We start from the raw sequence: 16,159 nt of genomic DNA, 5'->3' as shown, positions 1-16,159 counted from the left end.
TTGTTCGCGGTAACGACGTCCTTGCCCGCCGCCAGCGCCGTCATGATCAGGGTGCGGGCCGGTTGGTGGCCGCCAAACAGTTCGATGACGATATCGATATCGGGACGCGTGACCACCGCTGCGGCGTCGCGCGTAATCAATTTCTTCGGCACGCCAAGCGCGGCAACCAGCTTGACCCTCAGATCCGCCACCGCCGCCAACTCAAGCGGCGCGCCGAGCATGCGTTCGTATTTGTCGCGGTTGCGCAGGATCAGCTTCACCACGCCGCCGCCCACCGTGCCGCATCCGAGCAGAGCAATCCGTATCGGTCTCAATTTTTACCCCGTTGCTTGGTCGATTGCGCTCAGGAGGCGCTGGCCGTGCGCGCCGGAATATCGGCGTGGCCGGCCCTGAGCGCGTGACGAATTCCGCGCAGCGCCTGGCGGGTGCGATGCTCGTTCTCGATGAGCGCGAAGCGCACGAACCCGTCGCCGTCCTGTCCGAAGCCGATTCCCGGCGAAACCGCCACCTTGGCCTCGGCCAGCAGAAACTTGGCGAACTCCAGCGAACCCATCGCGCGGAACGGCTCCGGAATCGGCGCCCACACGAACATCGTCGCCTTGGGCTTCTCCACCGGCCAGCCGGCCCGGTTGAGTCCGTCCACCAGCGCGTCGCGCCGCCGGCTGTAGCGCGCGACGATCTCGGCAACGCACTCCTGCGGTCCGTTGAGCGCCGCGATCGCGGCGACCTGCACCGGCGCGAACATCCCGTAGTCGAAGTACGATTTCAGCCGCGCCAGCGCCGCGATCATCTCGCGATTGCCGACTGCGAAGCCCACCCGCCAGCCCGGCATGTTGTAGCTCTTCGACAGGGTGAAGAACTCGACGCCGACATCCTTGGCGCCCGCCACCTGCATCATCGACGGCGCCTTGTAACCGTCGAAGCACAAGTCCGCGTAGGCGAAGTCCTGCGCGACCATGATGTTGTTTTCGCGGGCGAACTCGACCACCCGCTGCATGAAGTGCAAATCGACGGTCGCGGTGGTCGGGTTGTGCGGGAAGTTCATGATCAGGAACTTGGGCCGCGGCCAGCATCGCTTCACCGCGTCCATCAGCTCGTCGAAAAATTCCTCGCCGCGCCGGATCGGGACGCCCTGCACCTGCGCGCCCGCAATGATGCATCCGTACTGATGAATCGGATAGGTCGGCGTCGGCGCCAGCACCACGTCGCCCTGATCTAAAATCGCCAGCGTCAGGTGGGCGATCCCTTCCTTCGATCCGATCGTAACGATCGCTTCCGAATCGGGATCGAGTTCGACGCCGTAGCGCCGCTTGTACCAATTGCAGATCGCAAGCCGCAGCTTGTACACCCCGCGCGACACCGAGTAGCGATGGTTGGCGTTCTTGGAGGCGGCCTCGATCAGCTTCGCCACGATATGCGGCGGAGTCGGCTCGTCGGGATTTCCCATTCCGAAATCGATTATGTCCTCACCGGCTCGCCGCGCCGTGAGGCACAATTCTCCGATCGCGTTGAAGACGTAGGGTGGCAGCCGTTTGATTCGTGGAAAATCCATTTTACTCTTGCGGTCGGCGATTATGCGCGGACTCCGCGTCCGCTAAATGCGCGAGCTATAAGTTTTAACGGACGCTCGGCTGCGCCGCTAGTAGGCGCGTGTCGCCCGCAATTCGGATCACTTCGCCGGGATCGCCAGCGCGGCTTGTTCGCTCGCGCGCCGGCGCGTCGCCCAATACACCGGCGCCGCGCACACCGATATCAGCCCCGCGATCTGCCATTCGAACGGTATCCCGGCGGTGTCCGCGATTCGCCCGGCAAACAGCAATCCCATCGCGCCGCCCATCGTCTGGAAGGTGGAGTTGAATGACAACAGCGTCGCGCGATTGCCCGCTTCGATCTGCTCGTTGAACCAGCTCTGCACCAGCGGCATCATCGCGCCGGTGAACAGATTCATCACGAACAGCATCGCCAGCGAAACCAGCGGCCGCGCGCCGAACAGCCCCGCCAGAAACAGCATCGCGCTCGCGCCGATAACCAGCACGCTCACGCGCGCAGCGCGCTTCGATTCGTCGCCCTGGATGCGCGCGCTTACCTCCGCGCCGACCAGCCGCGCCGCCGACAGACCGCAATAGATCCAGCCGACGATCCACACGCCAACTTTCAGGCTTTCGTTGAACATGATCGGCCATTCGATCCAGTACGGCGCCCACGCCGCAAACGTGATTGCGCCTGCCACGCTCAGCATCAGGACGGTATGCGCACCCAGTCCGGCGCGGATACCATCGCCCACGTTCGCGGCGACCTGCCGCGGGATCGCCGCAATCCTGACCGTCGTGGCGCGCGGACGTTCGTCGTGCATCAGGAATGCGCCGACCGCACCGCTGACCAGGTAGCCGGCTGCGCCCAGCAGCCACGGCCATGCGATATCGATGTCGGCGACGTACGCGCCGATCATCGCCGACCCCATGAAGCCCAGCGTCGTCAGTTGCGAGATGCGCGAGAACAGCCGGTCCTTGAGCCCGTCGTACCCTGCGTCATCGAGCGCATCGACACCCCACGCGTCTATCGCGCCGTTGCCGAAAGTCGTGCCGACACCGTCGATGCTCTCGGCGATCAGGAACACGTAGTAATGATGCGCCAGGAAGTACAGCAGGAACGCGCAGACCCGCAGCGATGCGCCGAGCACGTACGAGCGGCGCCTGCCGAGTAGGTCGGCGAACGCGCCGGTGGGCACGTCGGTCAGAAACAGGACGACGAAGTACGTCGCCAGCACGCTGTTTATCTGGAACTGGTCGAGCCCGCGCGAGCGCAGAAAGATCGGATAGACGCCAAACAGGAACCCGCCGGCGAACGAGTACAAACCCCATACCGTGTAGTAACGGCGGATGATGTCGCGAATAGTCGGAGCATGCGGTCGTGCGGTTTCCACGAAAATTTTCCCACCCAGTCAGCCGCGCCAAAAGAAAAAGCCCCGGAGCTCTCAAGCGCCCGGGGCTTTTTAGAGCCAAGTATCGATGTCCGTCTCAATTCAGGAGGACCCTCATTGAATTGGGGACGCGACGTACATCATCACTCGGCTTCATGGCGGCAGAGTAACCGAGCAGCCGATCATGAGTCAAGCCGCTGGTCGCGGAGCGCAACGGGCGCTCTGTTCTCAGAATCGCACGCATAACGTAGGATTTAAGCCTGACTTGACGAGACTGAACCACGGTCCGAACTCTTCGCATGAGCAACCCGAGCATCGACCGCAGCTTCGATTTTCCCGCCGGCATGCCCGAACCCGGACTGGCGACGCGAGTGTGGCGCTTTTGGAACGTGGTGTGGCTGGCGGCGTACGTGTACGCGGGCTACAAAGGCACCCAACTCTGGACGCGCCTGGTCAGCGATCGCAACAAGGCCGAACTCTATCGCCGCCAGGATCTTCGCGCGGCGCAAGCGCTCAACCGCACTGCAATCCGCCTGGAAGGTTTGCTCATCAAGGCATGCCAGTTCATCGCAACTCGCGCCGACGTGCTCCCCGACGAATGGGTATCCACGCTCTCGGGCCTGCACGATCGCGTCCCGCCGCGGCCGTTTGCGGTGATCCGCGAACAGATCGAGCGCGAACTTGGCCGGCCGCTCGAGGACGTTTACGCCGAGTTCGATCCCGCGCCGCTGGCGTCGGCATCGCTCGCGCAGGTGCATCGGGCGCGCCTTCACGACGGGCGTCGATGCGCGGTCAAGGTGCAGTATCCGGGAATTGACGGGATCGTCCGCGCCGATCTCCGCAACATGACGCTGGTGCTGCGATGGCTGGCGAAGCTCGAACGCGACTTCGACTATCGCGTCCTGATGCGCGAGGCGCTCAAGTACATCCCGATGGAGCTGGACTTCGTTCACGAGGCTGACAACTCCGAAACGATGCGCCGCAACTTCGCCGCCGACTGCGACGTGATCGTCCCCGAGGTCTATCGCGAGTTCACCACGCGCCGCGTGCTCACGATGGAGCTGCTCGAAGGAATCAAGGTCACCGATATCGCCGCGCTCGAGCGTGCGGGGATCGACAAGCACGCGGTCGCGCAGAAGCTGATCGAGATTTTCTGCGACCAGGTCCTGCGCGACGGCTTTTTCCACGCCGATCCGCATCCCGGCAACATCCTGGTTCAGCCCGGCCCCCGGATCGTGCTGCTCGACTTCGGCCTGGCCAAGGATTTCCCGCCCGCGTTCCGCGACGGCATCGTGCGGCTGACGTTTTCGATCCTTACTTCGAATCGCGATGGAATCGTCGCCGCGTTCACAGAGCTGGGCTTTCGCACGCGCACCGGCAATCCCGACACGCTGCTGGCGTTTTCCGATTTGTTTCTTGGCAGCACTATCAAGTCGAAGAAGGCTTACGCGGACAAGGACATGGTCGAGAAATTCTCCGAGGAGCTGCCGCGCGCGATCCGGGCCAATCCCGTGGTCGAAGTCCCCGCGGACGTCTTGTTGGTCGGGCGCATGATGGGTCTGCTCAGCGGTCTGGGCAAAACACTCGACTCGCAAGTCGACCTGTTCGCGACGATCATGCCGTACGCGCAACGCCTCATGACCGCGCAGCCGGCGCCCGCGCCCGGCGGCGGTATTTTCGACCCCGCAGCCGGCGCCCCCGCGGACACTCCGGCCGGCAAGTAGGCCGGTTTCGCGGCGCTCCGCTTTCATGGCACAGTTTTGCCGAGCCGATTTTTTGTCTTGCGCCTGCGGCCCAAATGCTGCCGCCCTGCCGACTTTGACGATGCGGAGTCCAACTGATGTCTGATCGACGCAACCAACTTGTGGCGCTATCAGCAGAGCTCGCGGCCGACTTTGCCACTCGCGCCGCCGAACACGATCGCGCCAATTCATTCCCGGTCGAAAACGTCGATAAAATGAAAGCGGCCGGATACACCGCGCTGGTCATTCCCGAAAAATACGGCGGACTCGGCGCCGACCTCGAGGATTTCGCGCTCTGCCAGGAGCAGCTCGCGCAGGGATGCGCCGCGACCACGATCGCAATCAACATGCATCTGTTCGGCATCGGCAGCATGGTCGAGCGCGCCAGCGGCCGCGCGCAGGAGGAATTGTTCTTCGACGCGATCGCGCGCGGCCGCCAAATCCTCGGCGGCGGCATCAGCGAACCCGAGACCGGCGGCGACTGGGGCTACTTCGCGACCCGCGCGCGGCGCGACGGCGAGACTTACGTTCTCAACGGCCGCAAAAGCTTCACCAGCCTCTCGCCCGTGATCGATCTGTTCATGGTGATGGCGACGCTCGAGGACTCCAGTCCGCCCGCCGCCGCCACCTTCGTCGTGCCGCGCGGCACTCCCGGCTTCGAGCTGGTCGAGACCTGGGACGCGATGGGGATGCGCGCGACGGCCAGCCACGACCTGGTGATCAAGGAGGTCCGCGTGCCCGCGATCGCGATGGCGGAATCGCGGCCCATCGGTCCGGTCAACGACCAGGCGATTTCGCTGTTCGCATGGTTCGGGATTTCCGTCGCCGCGACTTATACCGGCGTGGCGATTGCCGCGCTGAAGTTCGCCAAGGAATTTGCCGGCCGCCTCAAACCGCTCACGCAGCCCCGCACGATCAAATATTTGCCCGGCGTTCAATTCGCCATCGCCGAGGCCGAAGCGCTGATCGCGCAGTCGCGCGCACTCTATCTCGGCGTCGCCCGCGACTACCTTCGCGATCGTGATTCATTCAAGGGCGAGACGGGATTGGCGCGAGTGGTGATGCCGAAGTATGTCGCGACCAACAACGCGGTACGCGCGGTTGACTACTGCATGGAGGTCGTCGGCGCGCACGGGATGCTGAAAAAATTTCCCATGGAGCGCTATTACCGCGACGTTCGCGCCGGCCCGAATCATCCGCTGTCCAACGCCCGCGCGCGCGAACTGCTGGGCAAGGCCGCGCTCGGCGTGGGCCTGGCCGAGACGCCGCGCTGGTAGATGCGAAGCCGTGGCCCGCGCACTGTCGATTGATCTGCGTTTGGCGCTGGACGATTTTCCCCGCGAGTAATATCGTGCCTGTGCTGTGATCAACGAAATCGAACAGGTTGCGCTCCGCGCCGCGCGTGCCGCCGGCAGAATCCATCTCAAACGGCTCAGCCGGATAACCATCAATCGCAAGTCGAACTCGATCGATCTGGTCACCGAAGCCGACCGCGAATCGGAAGCCGCAATCATCGAGGTGATCCAACGCGCGTTTCCAACCCATGCGATCCTCGCGGAGGAAAGCGGCGCCAGCGCGCATCAAAGCGACCATCGATGGATTATCGATCCGCTCGACGGCACCACCAACTTCGCGCACGGCTATCCGCAATTCTGCGTATCGATCGCGTACGAACGGCGCGGCCGCGTGCAGTTCGGCGTAGTCTTCGACGCGCTGAAAAAAGAATGCTTCATCGCCCAGCGCGGGCAGGGCGCGCGCCTCAACGGCAAGCCGATTCGCGTCAGCACCACGCCGAACCTCGGCGCCGCGCTGCTGTGCACCGGGTTTGCGTACGACCGGCGCGAACGTCGGCGCTTCTATCTCTGCTTCTGGGAAGAAATCATGATGCGTGCGCAGGGCATACGCCGCACCGGGTCGGCCGCGCTCGATCTCGCCTACGTCGCCGCGGGACGCACCGATGGATTCTGGGAGTTCGGGCTCCGCCCCTGGGACGTGGCAGCCGGCGCAATCCTCGTCGAGGAAGCACGCGGACGCGTGAGCAACATGAACGGCTGCGAGCTTGACGTTGCCGGCGCGAATATCGTGGCGACCAACGGCCGGCTGCACGAACAGCTCATCGAAGCGATTGCTCAGGCGCGGCCGGAAGCCGACCGCCGCCACGCCGAGATGCTGCGTGAGATCAAGGCCTCGGCGTAGAAATACCTGCTTGATTTTCGCAGCACGCCTCAGATGAACGCGCAGATTCGACGCGCGACCCGCGGCTAGCGGCGCGCGATGAACATCCCGGTATCCTTGCTGATTCGAATCTCGCCGCGCGCCGCAATTTCATTTTCGAGATGCCGCCGCAAGCCGGCAACCTGTTCGTCGCTGACTCGGCTGCGCACACGCATCGAGCAGATATAGTCCATCAGCGGCGCAGCCTCGGTTACAACCAGCGAGTCGGGATAGCGTTCGAGCTTCACCTCGCCGAAAGCCCGGCGCATGTAAGCCTCGCCGCTCTCGAGGCCAAATCGCGCGGTCGCCTCGGTCATTCGCGGAATCGAAAAAAAGCGCGCCGCAAGTTCGTCGATCTCCCGCATGTTCGTGACTCCCATCGTGGCCGCATAGCAGAACCCTGACGGCTTGAGCACGCGCCGAACCTCGCCAAGCGCGCCTGGAATGTCGGGCACATGATAGAGCATGTGATTGGCGATCACCGCGTCGAACGATGCGTCGCGAAACGGGAGCGCCTGCGCGTCGGCCTGCGCGAAGGTAAACCGATGGCCCAGCCGCGCGAGATTGGCGCGCGTTTCGCGGATCATCCCACCCGACATGTCGGTTAGAATCACGCGCCATCCCGCAGGCGCCCGCACCCGGCTGCGCCACAATATGCCGGTGCCGCAGCCGAGCTCGAGCACGCTCGCGGTTTCAGGAATCCGAAAGTGATCGAGCATCCAGCGCATCAGCCCGTAGCGATTGGTGCTGAAGCGCTGATGCAGCCGAATCCGCGCCGACAGGTTGGAGCCGTCCTTGTATTGCTCGCGCAGGCGCCGCGCGAAGTCGGCATCGGCGTTTGTCGCCATCGCCGCGATGTTGGCGCACGAATCCTTTCCCGGTCAATCCGTCGCGCTTTCTTGTTCGCGGCGATTCCTTGGTATAGTGCTTTGCTCTGCCGCACCGTTCGCCCCGGTAGTGAAAAGGACATCACGGAGGTCTCCGGAACCTCAAGTCCGGGTTCGATTCCCGGCCGGGGCATTTTTTAGAAGGTTCCACTCACGTTTTTTCTGGTTTCAATGGTCGCCCGGCTCGTCCAGCGCGAACACCGCGAGCCATACTGAAGGTACGATTTTTTAACCGCCCGCTGAGTATGAGAGTTATATACTTACAGTAGGTAGGTAATGCTTACAGTTCGGACAATCTATGGGATTCTTACGGGTCGCTTATAGACGATTTAGTATCCTATATAGCTCATGACTCCTTTAGTCTTGCTTCAAGCCGTGATTGTCGTCAAAATTTCGTCCCATGAAAGCCGATACGCAAGACAGCCCGATTCTCGCGCCGCAAGAAGAGTGCGAAGTCCTCAACCTGATTCGAGACGACCATGAACTCATCGAGCGCCTCAGGATAACCCCTGAGGAGCTCGAGGCGCTGTCGAAATGCGCGCTGTTCGGAACCATGACCTGCAAGCAGCATATGCTTGCCATCTTGCGCCAGATTCGCGAGGCGGGCGGTCCCGCGGCGGGCGGCCCCGCGCTCGAGCAGACGCCCATCTTCGCCGAGCCGGCTATGCCCGACGACCGGGAGGAAGCCCCCGTCCCGGACTGCCGCCGCATGTTGATTCGTCTCAATGGGATGGCCGCGCCCGAGGAGCCGGGTTCGCTTCAGGGTATTGTTCGTCGCCGCATGCCCGAGCAGTTCGGCATTCTTTTCTGGATGATCGTCATGGTCGCGGGGCTGGCGTGGTATCTCCTGGTCGCGATGTCGCGCTGGCGCAATAGCTTCCTGGCCAGCATCGGAATGCCCGCGGGCCAGGCTGCTCCGTCGGCTGCGTGGTTGAGCAATCTCGACCCGTCCAAGATTCTGATCTGGGGCGAGGGTCTGCTCGTGGTCGGCGTTGTGGTTGCTCTGTTCCTCAAATCCCGCAGAGGTTACCGCCGCTTCAAAATCAGACCGGGCGCAAGCTGGCGCTAGCCAGTCTGTCGATCGGTTGGCGCATCGGCTGTCTGGCGCGCTGACCGAACTGCGACCGTTATCGCGCACGCGGACAACCAAGCCGCCGCCCGCCGCGAGACCGCCGACACCGCCGTGCAACTGCTTTCGGGCCTTCGTATCGACAATCGGCAGGGGTGACCCGAAACGGATTGCCCGCGCGCTCTCGCCCGGCTACGACTACGAACTGCAAAACCGCTCGCAGGGGAGTCGCGATGGAATATCGAATCACGCCCGGCAGATTGGAAATCGGCAAGTTCTCGCTCTACTACGAACGCGTGGGCGCCGGCGCGCCGATCATCTTTCTGCACGGGCTCGGCGGCAACCATCTCTCATGGTGGCAGCAAGTTCCCTACTTCATGCGATCGTTCGAGTGCATCACGCTTGACCAGCGCGGCTTCGGCTTATCGCCCGACCCCGACGGCCTGTTCAATCGCGCGCATGCGAGCGATCTAGGCGCCGTCCTCGACCATCTGGAGATCGACAAGGCCGTGCTGATCGGGCAATCGATGGGCGGATGGACGATCGTCGGCTATGCGCTCGAGCATCCCGAACGGGTCGCGGCGATGGTGCTGGCGGATACACCGGGCGGAATCTTCACGCCCGAGATGAAGTTCGAGCGGCCGCGCGAGCCGATCGCCGTCGATGCGACGCCACCGATCGGATCGTTGCCGACCTATGCCGCCGATTATTTCTCACGGCGCCCCGAGATGGCGTTTCTGTACGACGAAATCCGGATTCATGGCGCGCGGCCTCCCGCCGACGCGGGCCTGCGGCTAATCGGCCTGCGCTACGATCTCGCCGCGGTGAAGCGATGCCTGACGATGCCCATACTGTGCATGGTTGGCGAGCGGGACACGCTGATCACACCCGAGATCGTCAAGGCGCTTGCGGCGGCGCTGCCAAATTCACGGCTGCGCACGGTCCCCGGCAGCGGCCATTCGATCTATTTCGAGAATCCCGCCGTTTTCAATCAGCTGGTGCGCGACTTCATCGTCGAGATCGGCTACGCGAAATAGCCGCGAAGTCGTCGTCGCGAAATGAAACTAAATAGTCCGGAATTCGTCGAATTGTTAGGTCAGTGGCTCAGGACTATAATTGAGAAGTTATGAGTCGCATCGCAAATGCCCTGGCGGCCTTCGGGCTGGCGGTGGCTCTGGCGGGATTGGCCTCCTGCGTCCCCATGCAGAATCCGTTTGGCACCGGTGCGACGAAAGCGGCGCCTCTGGGTACCTCAAGCCGCTTCGATTCCAGCGCGAGTCTGCCGCCGCCATCGAGCGCGGGAACTGTTGTCGGCGGCGTCATCGATTCGCCGCAGAGCCAGGCTCTCTCTGATTATCTCAAGCATCACTCGCTGCCGCTGGTCGGTGCGCAAGTCGTCACCAGTTCGAGCGGCGGCAAGCAGGTAATCCTGTTCGGCTTCGTCGCCAGCGACTTCGGCAAGACTGACGCCGAGCAGAAGGCTCGCCACTATCTGAAGGATCCATCGCTGGTGGTGGACAACCGGATCAAGATCAGCCCTGAACTGGCTGGCAGCAGGGGCAGCCCCGGATCGACGGTCAACGGAGTTCCGTCCGCGAATGCAATGCCGTCGGACGGCTCCGATCCGTACGCCGCGTCCGGTTCGATCCAGGATTATCAGAACAACGAACCGCCCGGTGCGCAGGCCTACCAAGCCCAAGGCCAGTATCAGCAGTACAACAGCGCCCCGCCGAGCATGTTCACGACGCTTCTCCCGATGCTGCTCGGCGGAGGCATGTCGATAGGCAGCGGCGGCTACGGCGGAGGCTACGGCGGATTCAATTCCGGCTACGCGCCGGGTTACGGCAGTTACGGCTATCCAACCTATCCGCCGCCGATGCCGGGTTCCGGGTTTGGCCCGTACGGATATCCTTTCTGATTCAACCGCGCGCTGGCAATGGTGCTCGCGGTATTTCAGCCGATCGACTGGAGGCGCCCGATGAAACCGAAGCTTCTCAGCGTCCTCGCGACAGCGGCCACGCTTGCATTGTGGCTCCCCGTCCAGTCATTCGCGCAGCAAGCTCCCCTTCCACCACCGCGAACGCATTCGGGGCCCACGATGATGGGCGCCAAGGCGAACTCGCTGCAGGCGCAAGTCGCTCAGGAAATCGACAAAGCGAAGGCGGCGGGCACGGATGTGAGCACGGCGCAGAATCACAAGGATCAAGGTGACGCCGCGCTCAAGATCGGACATTACCGGATCGCCGTGGCGCAGTACGAGGCCGCGCAGAAAGCGCTCCCGGCAAAGTAAACAAACGACCCTCGCAAAAGGCAGCAGCGATGGGTCTTGGAGTTCCGGGCAAGGTGCTGGCGAGCGACGGGATGGGGCGGCCACGGTCGATTTCTTTCGATCGATCGGTCCCGCTATCTCGCCAGCTTGAATCGCTCGCCCAAAAACACCTGGCGTACTGCCTCGCTGGCGACGATCTCGCGCGGTTTGCCCTCGAACAAAATCTTGCCGGAGTGAATGATATAGGCGCGATCGATGATCGACAGCGTCGCATGCACGTTGTGATCCGACATGAGCACCCCGATGCCGCGCTCCTTGAGATAAGACACGACGCGCTGAATCTCGACGACGGTGATCGGATCGATTCCTGCGAACGGCTCGTCGAGGCATAAGTACACTGGATCGAGCACCAGCGCGCGGGTGATTTCTACGCGGCGGCGTTCGCCACCGGACAGCACGCCCGCCTTGGCCTTGGCCAGTTTCGCGATTCCGAGTTCGTCGAGCAGCGATTGAAGGCGCGTGTAACGCTCCTCTTCGGTAAGCGGCAGCGTTTCGAGAACTGCCAGCAGATTTTGCTCGACGGTCAGCTTGCGGAAGACGCTGGGCTCTTGCGGCAGGTAGGAAATCCCGCGGCGCGCGCGCTGGTAGAGCGGCAGGGTCGTGATGTCCTCGCCGCCGAACATGACTCGCCCATGGTCGGGCTTGAGCAGTCCCACCAGCATGTAGAAGGTGGTTGTCTTGCCGGCGCCATTGGGTCCCAGGAAACCCACCACCTCGCCCGGCCTGACGACTACGTTGACGTTGTCGACGACCGCACGGCCGCCGTAAACCTTGGTTAAGCCTTCGCCGCGAAGCGCCAGCGTTTCGGCCTTTTCAGCCGCGCCGCTTATCTCGCCTGATTTAATGCTTTCGACTCTTGCCATTCTCAAATGCCGCTCAACTGACCATCCTAGAACTTATCGGCTTTGACCGGGATATGGAACGCTTCGCCGGGATTGTCCGCGCGGCAATCGCAACACCACCGGTCGCCACGCCGGGCCCGCTGTCGTCGATGCGATCCAATGCCGGCTGTGCTAAATTGCGGCGCGATTAAGGAGCATTCCAATGGTCAAAGGATTATGTTTCGCCAGCGGCGTCATCTTCGGAGTTTTGTTGACCTGTGCCACCTGCATGCAGGGGCCGGCGTATAGCGGCGCCGGCTATTACGGTCCTCCCCCTGCACCCCCGCCCGGCAGCCATCCCGCAATCTCACAAGCGACGAACGACCTACAGCATGCACGCTATGTACTACAGACCGAGACCGCAAATGACTATCGAGGGCATAAGGCCAACGCGGTCGGATTCATCGACAATGCGCTCAGCGAATTGCAAACCTGCGCGTCGATGCCGTAGCAATGGACTGGCCAGGCGAAAGCAAACCAATCGGCAGCGTCACGCCCTCGCCGCGGATGACCGCCCCCCGAGCGCGCTCCAGTCAGGTTCGCGATTGCCGCTTTTCCGCGGCGCCGCGGGATGCTACTCGATAGGGTGGTGGCCGACGAGTATGACAGCGAGCGCTTTCCCGGAAATTTCTACCAGGGGATGATTCTCAAGCTCGACCGCGCCCGCGGCCGTGGCGTGGTGCGCTCGCATAGCGGCAAGGAAATCCCCTTCGAGTTTCCATTCGTGGCTGTAGTGGGCGCACCAATCGGCGGCACGATGCCGGGGATCGAGCTGATTCGCGAAGGCGACATCGTCGGCTTCGATGTCGGCTGGACCTCCAGGGGACTGCGCATCACGACCATCCAGCCGCGCGACGGGCAGGGGTGACCCCTGGCCGTGGCGACGGCAGCGCAGTATTAAGCCGTTGGCAGGGGCCGCGCCCGCCCGTTGGCACGGGAGGCCAGTATTAAGAGACCGCGCGCTCGCGGCAGGGGTCGCGCGCGACAACGGAGCGCGGCCTTAACAGTGGGTGCAGGGCTCAGCCCTGCCAGGGGTCACCCCTGCTACGGGCGCTTGCGCTGGTACATCCGCCACTGCCTGACGCCTATCGGGTACAGCTCGCCCAGAATTTCGTAGCCCTTGGAACTGTAGAACGCGACGTTGGCTTCGGTCCCGGTCTCGAGGTAAACGCCGGCTATTTCAGGCCGCGCCCGTGCCTCCAGCGCGAGCCGGTCGAGCAGCGCCTTTCCGTAGCCCTTGCCCTGAAAGTCCGGATCGACCCCGAGGGTTTGCAGATACAGATGCGGCTCCTCGGGATGGTGCTGTGCAAGCACGCCGAATATCTTCAGCGCGCGCACCAGCCCGCCCCATCCGACCCCGCGGATCAGCCGCGGCATCTGTCCAAGCCCGGTGACCATCAGACCGAGCAGGGCTGGATGCCCCATGCCTTCGGTCATCGCGGCTGCAACGACGCGTCCATCATAGACCACGCCGAAGACCGGCTGTCCGGTCCGGCGCTCTACCGCCAACTGCGCGCGGAACAAGTCCGCCAGATGCTCGGCGCGCGCGACCGGCTCGGTAATATCCGGAAGGATCGCCTTGAAGGCCGGATCGTGGATGAAGGCGCGGCCGAGCGAGACGGCGGCCTGCTCGTGCTGTTCGGGGTACAAAACAGTTACGATCGGCTTTCCATTTTCAGGCATTTCCTTGTTACCTCGATTCAATCCGACGGCTTCGTGAGCACACGCGCGACCGCGTCGCGCCATCCGGCGAGCAATCGTTCACGCTCGGCGGCTTGCATTTTCGGTTTGAACACTTCCGCTCCCTCGACGATCGCGCGCAACTCATCCGGTGATTTCCAGACGCCCATGGCCAGGCCCGCGAGCATCGCCGCGCCCATCGCGGTGGTCTCTGCGATTTTCGCGCTCCGGACCGGCTTGCCAAGGATATCCGCCTGGAACTGCATCAGGTAGCGATTCGCGGTGGCGCCGCCGTCGGCGCGCAGCTCGCTCAGCGGACGGCCGGTGTCGGATTCCATCGCAACTATCACGTCGCGCACCTGGTAGGCGATACTGTCGAGCGTCGCGCGCACGATATCGGCGCCGGTCGTGCCGCGGGTGATTCCCACGATCGCGCCCCTGGCGGATGCGTCCCAATGCGGCGCGCCGAGTCCAACGAACGCCGGCACCACGTAGGGATGCGTGCGATCTTTATTTTTTGCAAGACTCGCACGCGCATGCCCGTATGTATCCGCGGCCCTGCGCACCAGCTTCAATCCGTCGCGAAGCCATTGCACGGCCGCGCCCGCGATAAACACCGAACCCTCGAGCGCGTACGCGGGCTCGCCGGCGGGACCGAGTGCGGCGGTCGTGAGCAACCGATTCTTCGACGCCACAATCTGGTCGCCGGTGTTCATCAGCAGGAACGCTCCCGTCCCGTAGGTTGCCTTCGAGTCGCCGGCCGCGACCGCGCCCTGCCCGAAGAGCGCGGATTGCTGATCGCCGATTACCGCGGCGATTGGAATCGCACGCGCCGCGATCGTGCCCGGCGCCGCCTCGGCCAGCGGACCTCGCGAACTTGCGGGGCGCGGCAGCATCTCGCGCGGAACCCCCAGCATCGCGAGCATCTCGTCGTCCCATTCCCGGCGCGCCAGATTGAACATCATCGTTCTCGACGCGTTGGTGTAATCGGTCACGAACTCCGTGCCGCGCGACAATTTATGCACCAGCCAGGTGTCGATCGTGCCGAAGCACAGCTCGCCGCGCCCGCCGCGCTTGCGGATTTCGGGCTTTTGATCGAGCAGCCATTTGAGCTTCGTGCCCGAGAAGTAGGGATCGATGACCAAGCCCGTCCGCCGCGCGACTTCGGGCTCGCGCTGGCGTAAAGCGCCGCAGATCGCGGCGCTGCGGCGGCATTGCCATACGATCGCGCGATAGATCGGGCGGCCGGTGCTCCGCTCCCATACCACGAACGTCTCGCGTTGATTGGTGATGCCGACTGCGGCGATCGCGGTGGCCGACATCTTCGCGGCGGCGATCGCTTTTTTTGAAAGCGTCACGACCGAGCGGTAAATTTCCTCGGGGTCATGCTCGACCCATCCCGGTTTCGGATAGTACTGCCTGATTTCGGCGTAGGCGCGGCCAGCCGGCCCGTACCGATGTAAGCCTGTATCTGGAAGAGACCGGCGTGGTGCGCATGGAAGCAAGCATGCGGCGCGCTCCCGCTCTCCGGCAGATGCCCCTGCATCTCGATCTCGACTGGCGCGAAGCGCAATTGGGTCAACTTGCCCGCTTGATCACCGGGTCCGATCCCGGCTGGCGTGGCGACCTGGCGGGAGAACTGCACATGGACGGAACCGCCGACGCAGCCAGCATTGCCATGCGGCTCAGCGCGGTAGGCGTGCATCGCGCTGAATTCACGCCCACAGCACCGCTCGATTTCGATGCCAACTGCGGGTTTGTATACCACTACGCGCAGCGCAGCCTGGAGAATCTGGCCTGTGACTCGCCTCTGGGTGACGGGCATGTGCATGTGACCGGAGAGGAACCGGGCGCGTCCGCACCACCGCACTTTTCTATCGAGCTCAATCGCATCCCGGTGGCCGCGGGGCTTGATGCTCTGCGCACAATCCGCAGCGGACTCGCGCCGGATCTCGAAGCGAAAGGCACGGTGACGGGAAGGATTGTTTACGATGTCCACGGCGGCGAGCGCGCGGAGAATACCAATCCAAAGTTGCCGGCGAAGCCAGAGCTGAATCATCTGGCGAAGACCGGCCCCGAAGAGCAGGGTCTGCTCTCTGGGACGCTCACCGTAGAAGGGCTCATCTTGAGCGGCGGGGGGCTCAGCCGGCCAATTCAAGCACCGAAGTTCACGCTCGAGCCGGTATCGATTCCGCCTGCCGCACCACACCCTGACGCTGCGGCGGATGCGGCGGGGACGGGAAGCGCAACGGAGGCGTTAACCGGGACTGTGGCCATCCCAGCCGGCGCGACGGTTCCCCTCGACTTTAATCTGCGCTTTTCGCTTTCCGGCTACCAGTTGGGTGTGCGCGGGCAGGCAAGTTTTGCGCGCGCAAGGGAACTGGCCCGGGCTGCGGGCATTCCCGAGACGGCGGCGCTCGGGTCGCTGGCGGGCGAG

16 protein-coding genes, 1 tRNA gene and 1 pseudogene are annotated in these 16,159 nt (G+C 63.4%); 11 read left to right on the top strand and 7 right to left on the bottom strand.

The genetic code is table 11. The features are described from left to right. The 3 genes and pseudogenes from VIO10_RS03070 to VIO10_RS03060 form a co-directional block, all read right to left on the bottom strand. Positions 1-314 (bottom strand): annotated as a pseudogene (locus VIO10_RS03070) (homoserine dehydrogenase); the annotation flags it as partial. Between the two features lie 29 nt (positions 315-343). Next, complete coding sequence (alaC, locus tag VIO10_RS03065) at positions 344-1,573, bottom strand: alanine transaminase (RefSeq protein ID WP_331959152.1); 1,230 nt, start codon at positions 1,571-1,573, stop codon at positions 344-346. 96 nt (positions 1,574-1,669) lie between these two features. Beyond that, positions 1,670-2,923, bottom strand: a complete 1,254-nt coding sequence (locus VIO10_RS03060) for an MFS transporter (RefSeq protein WP_331959149.1) — start codon at positions 2,921-2,923, stop codon at positions 1,670-1,672. 296 nt (positions 2,924-3,219) lie between these two features. Between VIO10_RS03060 and VIO10_RS03055 the strand changes: the two genes are divergently transcribed. The 3 genes from VIO10_RS03055 to VIO10_RS03045 all read left to right on the top strand — a co-directional run bounded on the left by VIO10_RS03055 (position 3,220) and on the right by VIO10_RS03045 (position 6,858). Continuing rightward, positions 3,220-4,644 (top strand): ABC1 kinase family protein, encoded by a 1,425-nt coding sequence (locus tag VIO10_RS03055; protein WP_331959146.1) that lies wholly within the window; start codon positions 3,220-3,222, stop codon positions 4,642-4,644. Positions 4,645-4,760: 116 nt separating this feature from the next. Next, positions 4,761-5,939 carry an acyl-CoA dehydrogenase family protein gene (locus VIO10_RS03050; RefSeq protein ID WP_331959143.1) on the top strand — a complete coding sequence of 393 codons (1,179 nt, stop codon included), beginning with the start codon at positions 4,761-4,763 and terminating at the stop codon, positions 5,937-5,939. Positions 5,940-6,024: 85 nt separating this feature from the next. Continuing rightward, positions 6,025-6,858 carry an inositol monophosphatase family protein gene (locus tag VIO10_RS03045; RefSeq protein ID WP_331959140.1) on the top strand — a complete coding sequence of 278 codons (834 nt, stop codon included), beginning with the start codon at positions 6,025-6,027 and terminating at the stop codon, positions 6,856-6,858. Between the two features lie 65 nt (positions 6,859-6,923). Here the strand turns inward: VIO10_RS03045 and VIO10_RS03040 are convergent, their stop codons facing one another. Beyond that, positions 6,924-7,724 carry a class I SAM-dependent methyltransferase gene (locus VIO10_RS03040; protein WP_331959137.1) on the bottom strand — a complete coding sequence of 267 codons (801 nt, stop codon included), beginning with the start codon at positions 7,722-7,724 and terminating at the stop codon, positions 6,924-6,926. 100 nt (positions 7,725-7,824) lie between these two features. Between VIO10_RS03040 and VIO10_RS03035 the strand changes: the two genes are divergently transcribed. The 5 genes from VIO10_RS03035 to VIO10_RS03015 all read left to right on the top strand — a co-directional run bounded on the left by VIO10_RS03035 (position 7,825) and on the right by VIO10_RS03015 (position 11,122). After that, positions 7,825-7,896, top strand: a tRNA-Arg gene (locus VIO10_RS03035). Positions 7,897-8,163: 267 nt separating this feature from the next. Then, complete coding sequence (locus VIO10_RS03030) at positions 8,164-8,832, top strand: hypothetical protein (protein ID WP_331959134.1); 669 nt, start codon at positions 8,164-8,166, stop codon at positions 8,830-8,832. Between the two features lie 233 nt (positions 8,833-9,065). After that, on the top strand, positions 9,066-9,869 hold the full coding sequence (locus VIO10_RS03025) for an alpha/beta hydrolase (RefSeq protein ID WP_331959131.1): 804 nt from the start codon (positions 9,066-9,068) through the stop codon (positions 9,867-9,869). Between the two features lie 89 nt (positions 9,870-9,958). After that, positions 9,959-10,750, top strand: a complete 792-nt coding sequence (locus VIO10_RS03020; RefSeq protein ID WP_331959128.1) for a hypothetical protein — start codon at positions 9,959-9,961, stop codon at positions 10,748-10,750. A 60-nt stretch (positions 10,751-10,810) separates the two neighbouring features. Next, the gene (locus VIO10_RS03015; protein ID WP_331959125.1) at positions 10,811-11,122 is read left to right on the top strand and encodes a hypothetical protein; all 312 of its coding nucleotides are present in this window, start codon (positions 10,811-10,813) and stop codon (positions 11,120-11,122) included. A gap of 113 nt (positions 11,123-11,235) precedes the next feature. On the opposite strand, the gene lptB is transcribed toward VIO10_RS03015, so the two are convergent. Beyond that, on the bottom strand, positions 11,236-12,024 hold the full coding sequence (gene lptB / locus VIO10_RS03010) for an LPS export ABC transporter ATP-binding protein (RefSeq protein ID WP_331959122.1): 789 nt from the start codon (positions 12,022-12,024) through the stop codon (positions 11,236-11,238). A 181-nt stretch (positions 12,025-12,205) separates the two neighbouring features. On the opposite strand from lptB, the gene VIO10_RS03005 reads away from it, so the two are divergent. Both VIO10_RS03005 and VIO10_RS03000 read left to right on the top strand, forming a co-directional pair. Next, positions 12,206-12,493, top strand: a complete 288-nt coding sequence (locus VIO10_RS03005; RefSeq protein ID WP_331959119.1) for a hypothetical protein — start codon at positions 12,206-12,208, stop codon at positions 12,491-12,493. Between the two features lie 120 nt (positions 12,494-12,613). Further along, a complete protein-coding gene (locus VIO10_RS03000; protein WP_331959116.1) occupies positions 12,614-12,910 on the top strand; it encodes a hypothetical protein in 297 nt (98 codons plus the stop codon). Positions 12,911-13,086: 176 nt separating this feature from the next. Here the strand turns inward: VIO10_RS03000 and VIO10_RS02995 are convergent, their stop codons facing one another. Both VIO10_RS02995 and glpK read right to left on the bottom strand, forming a co-directional pair. Then, complete coding sequence (locus tag VIO10_RS02995) at positions 13,087-13,725, bottom strand: N-acetyltransferase (RefSeq protein WP_331959113.1); 639 nt, start codon at positions 13,723-13,725, stop codon at positions 13,087-13,089. 17 nt (positions 13,726-13,742) lie between these two features. Further along, on the bottom strand, positions 13,743-15,227 hold the full coding sequence (glpK, locus tag VIO10_RS02990; protein WP_331959109.1) for a glycerol kinase GlpK: 1,485 nt from the start codon (positions 15,225-15,227) through the stop codon (positions 13,743-13,745). Here glpK and VIO10_RS02985 point away from each other — a divergent pair. Next, the coding region (locus VIO10_RS02985) for a hypothetical protein (protein WP_331959106.1) at positions 15,218-16,159 on the top strand (942 nt) is incomplete at its 3' end. The two genes, glpK and VIO10_RS02985, sit on opposite strands and share 10 nt — an antisense overlap.

Origin of the sequence: Candidatus Binatus sp. (genome assembly GCF_036567905.1) — a bacterium.
Classification (GTDB): domain Bacteria; phylum Desulfobacterota; class Binatia; order Binatales; family Binataceae; genus Binatus.
The sequence above is the reverse complement of the archived record's forward strand: the minus strand, read 5'-3'. Positions and strand labels throughout refer to the sequence as shown.

What these genes read in the sequence shown, in the direction of transcription:
- VIO10_RS03055 (WP_331959146.1), top strand. Translation starts at nt 3,220, where the DNA reads ATGAGCAACCCGAGCATCGACCGCAGCTTCGATTTTCCCGCCGGCATG.
- VIO10_RS03050 (WP_331959143.1), top strand. Translation starts at nt 4,761, where the DNA reads ATGTCTGATCGACGCAACCAACTTGTGGCGCTATCAGCAGAGCTCGCG.
- VIO10_RS03040 (WP_331959137.1), bottom strand. Translation starts at nt 7,724, where the DNA reads ATGGCGACAAACGCCGATGCCGACTTCGCGCGGCGCCTGCGCGAGCAA.
- VIO10_RS03030 (WP_331959134.1), top strand. Translation starts at nt 8,164, where the DNA reads ATGAAAGCCGATACGCAAGACAGCCCGATTCTCGCGCCGCAAGAAGAG.
- VIO10_RS03025 (WP_331959131.1), top strand. Translation starts at nt 9,066, where the DNA reads ATGGAATATCGAATCACGCCCGGCAGATTGGAAATCGGCAAGTTCTCG.
- VIO10_RS03020 (WP_331959128.1), top strand. Translation starts at nt 9,959, where the DNA reads ATGAGTCGCATCGCAAATGCCCTGGCGGCCTTCGGGCTGGCGGTGGCT.
- VIO10_RS03015 (WP_331959125.1), top strand. Translation starts at nt 10,811, where the DNA reads ATGAAACCGAAGCTTCTCAGCGTCCTCGCGACAGCGGCCACGCTTGCA.
- lptB (WP_331959122.1), bottom strand. Translation starts at nt 12,024, where the DNA reads ATGGCAAGAGTCGAAAGCATTAAATCAGGCGAGATAAGCGGCGCGGCT.
- VIO10_RS03005 (WP_331959119.1), top strand. Translation starts at nt 12,206, where the DNA reads ATGGTCAAAGGATTATGTTTCGCCAGCGGCGTCATCTTCGGAGTTTTG.
- VIO10_RS03000 (WP_331959116.1), top strand. Translation starts at nt 12,614, where the DNA reads ATGCTACTCGATAGGGTGGTGGCCGACGAGTATGACAGCGAGCGCTTT.
- VIO10_RS02995 (WP_331959113.1), bottom strand. Translation starts at nt 13,725, where the DNA reads ATGCCTGAAAATGGAAAGCCGATCGTAACTGTTTTGTACCCCGAACAG.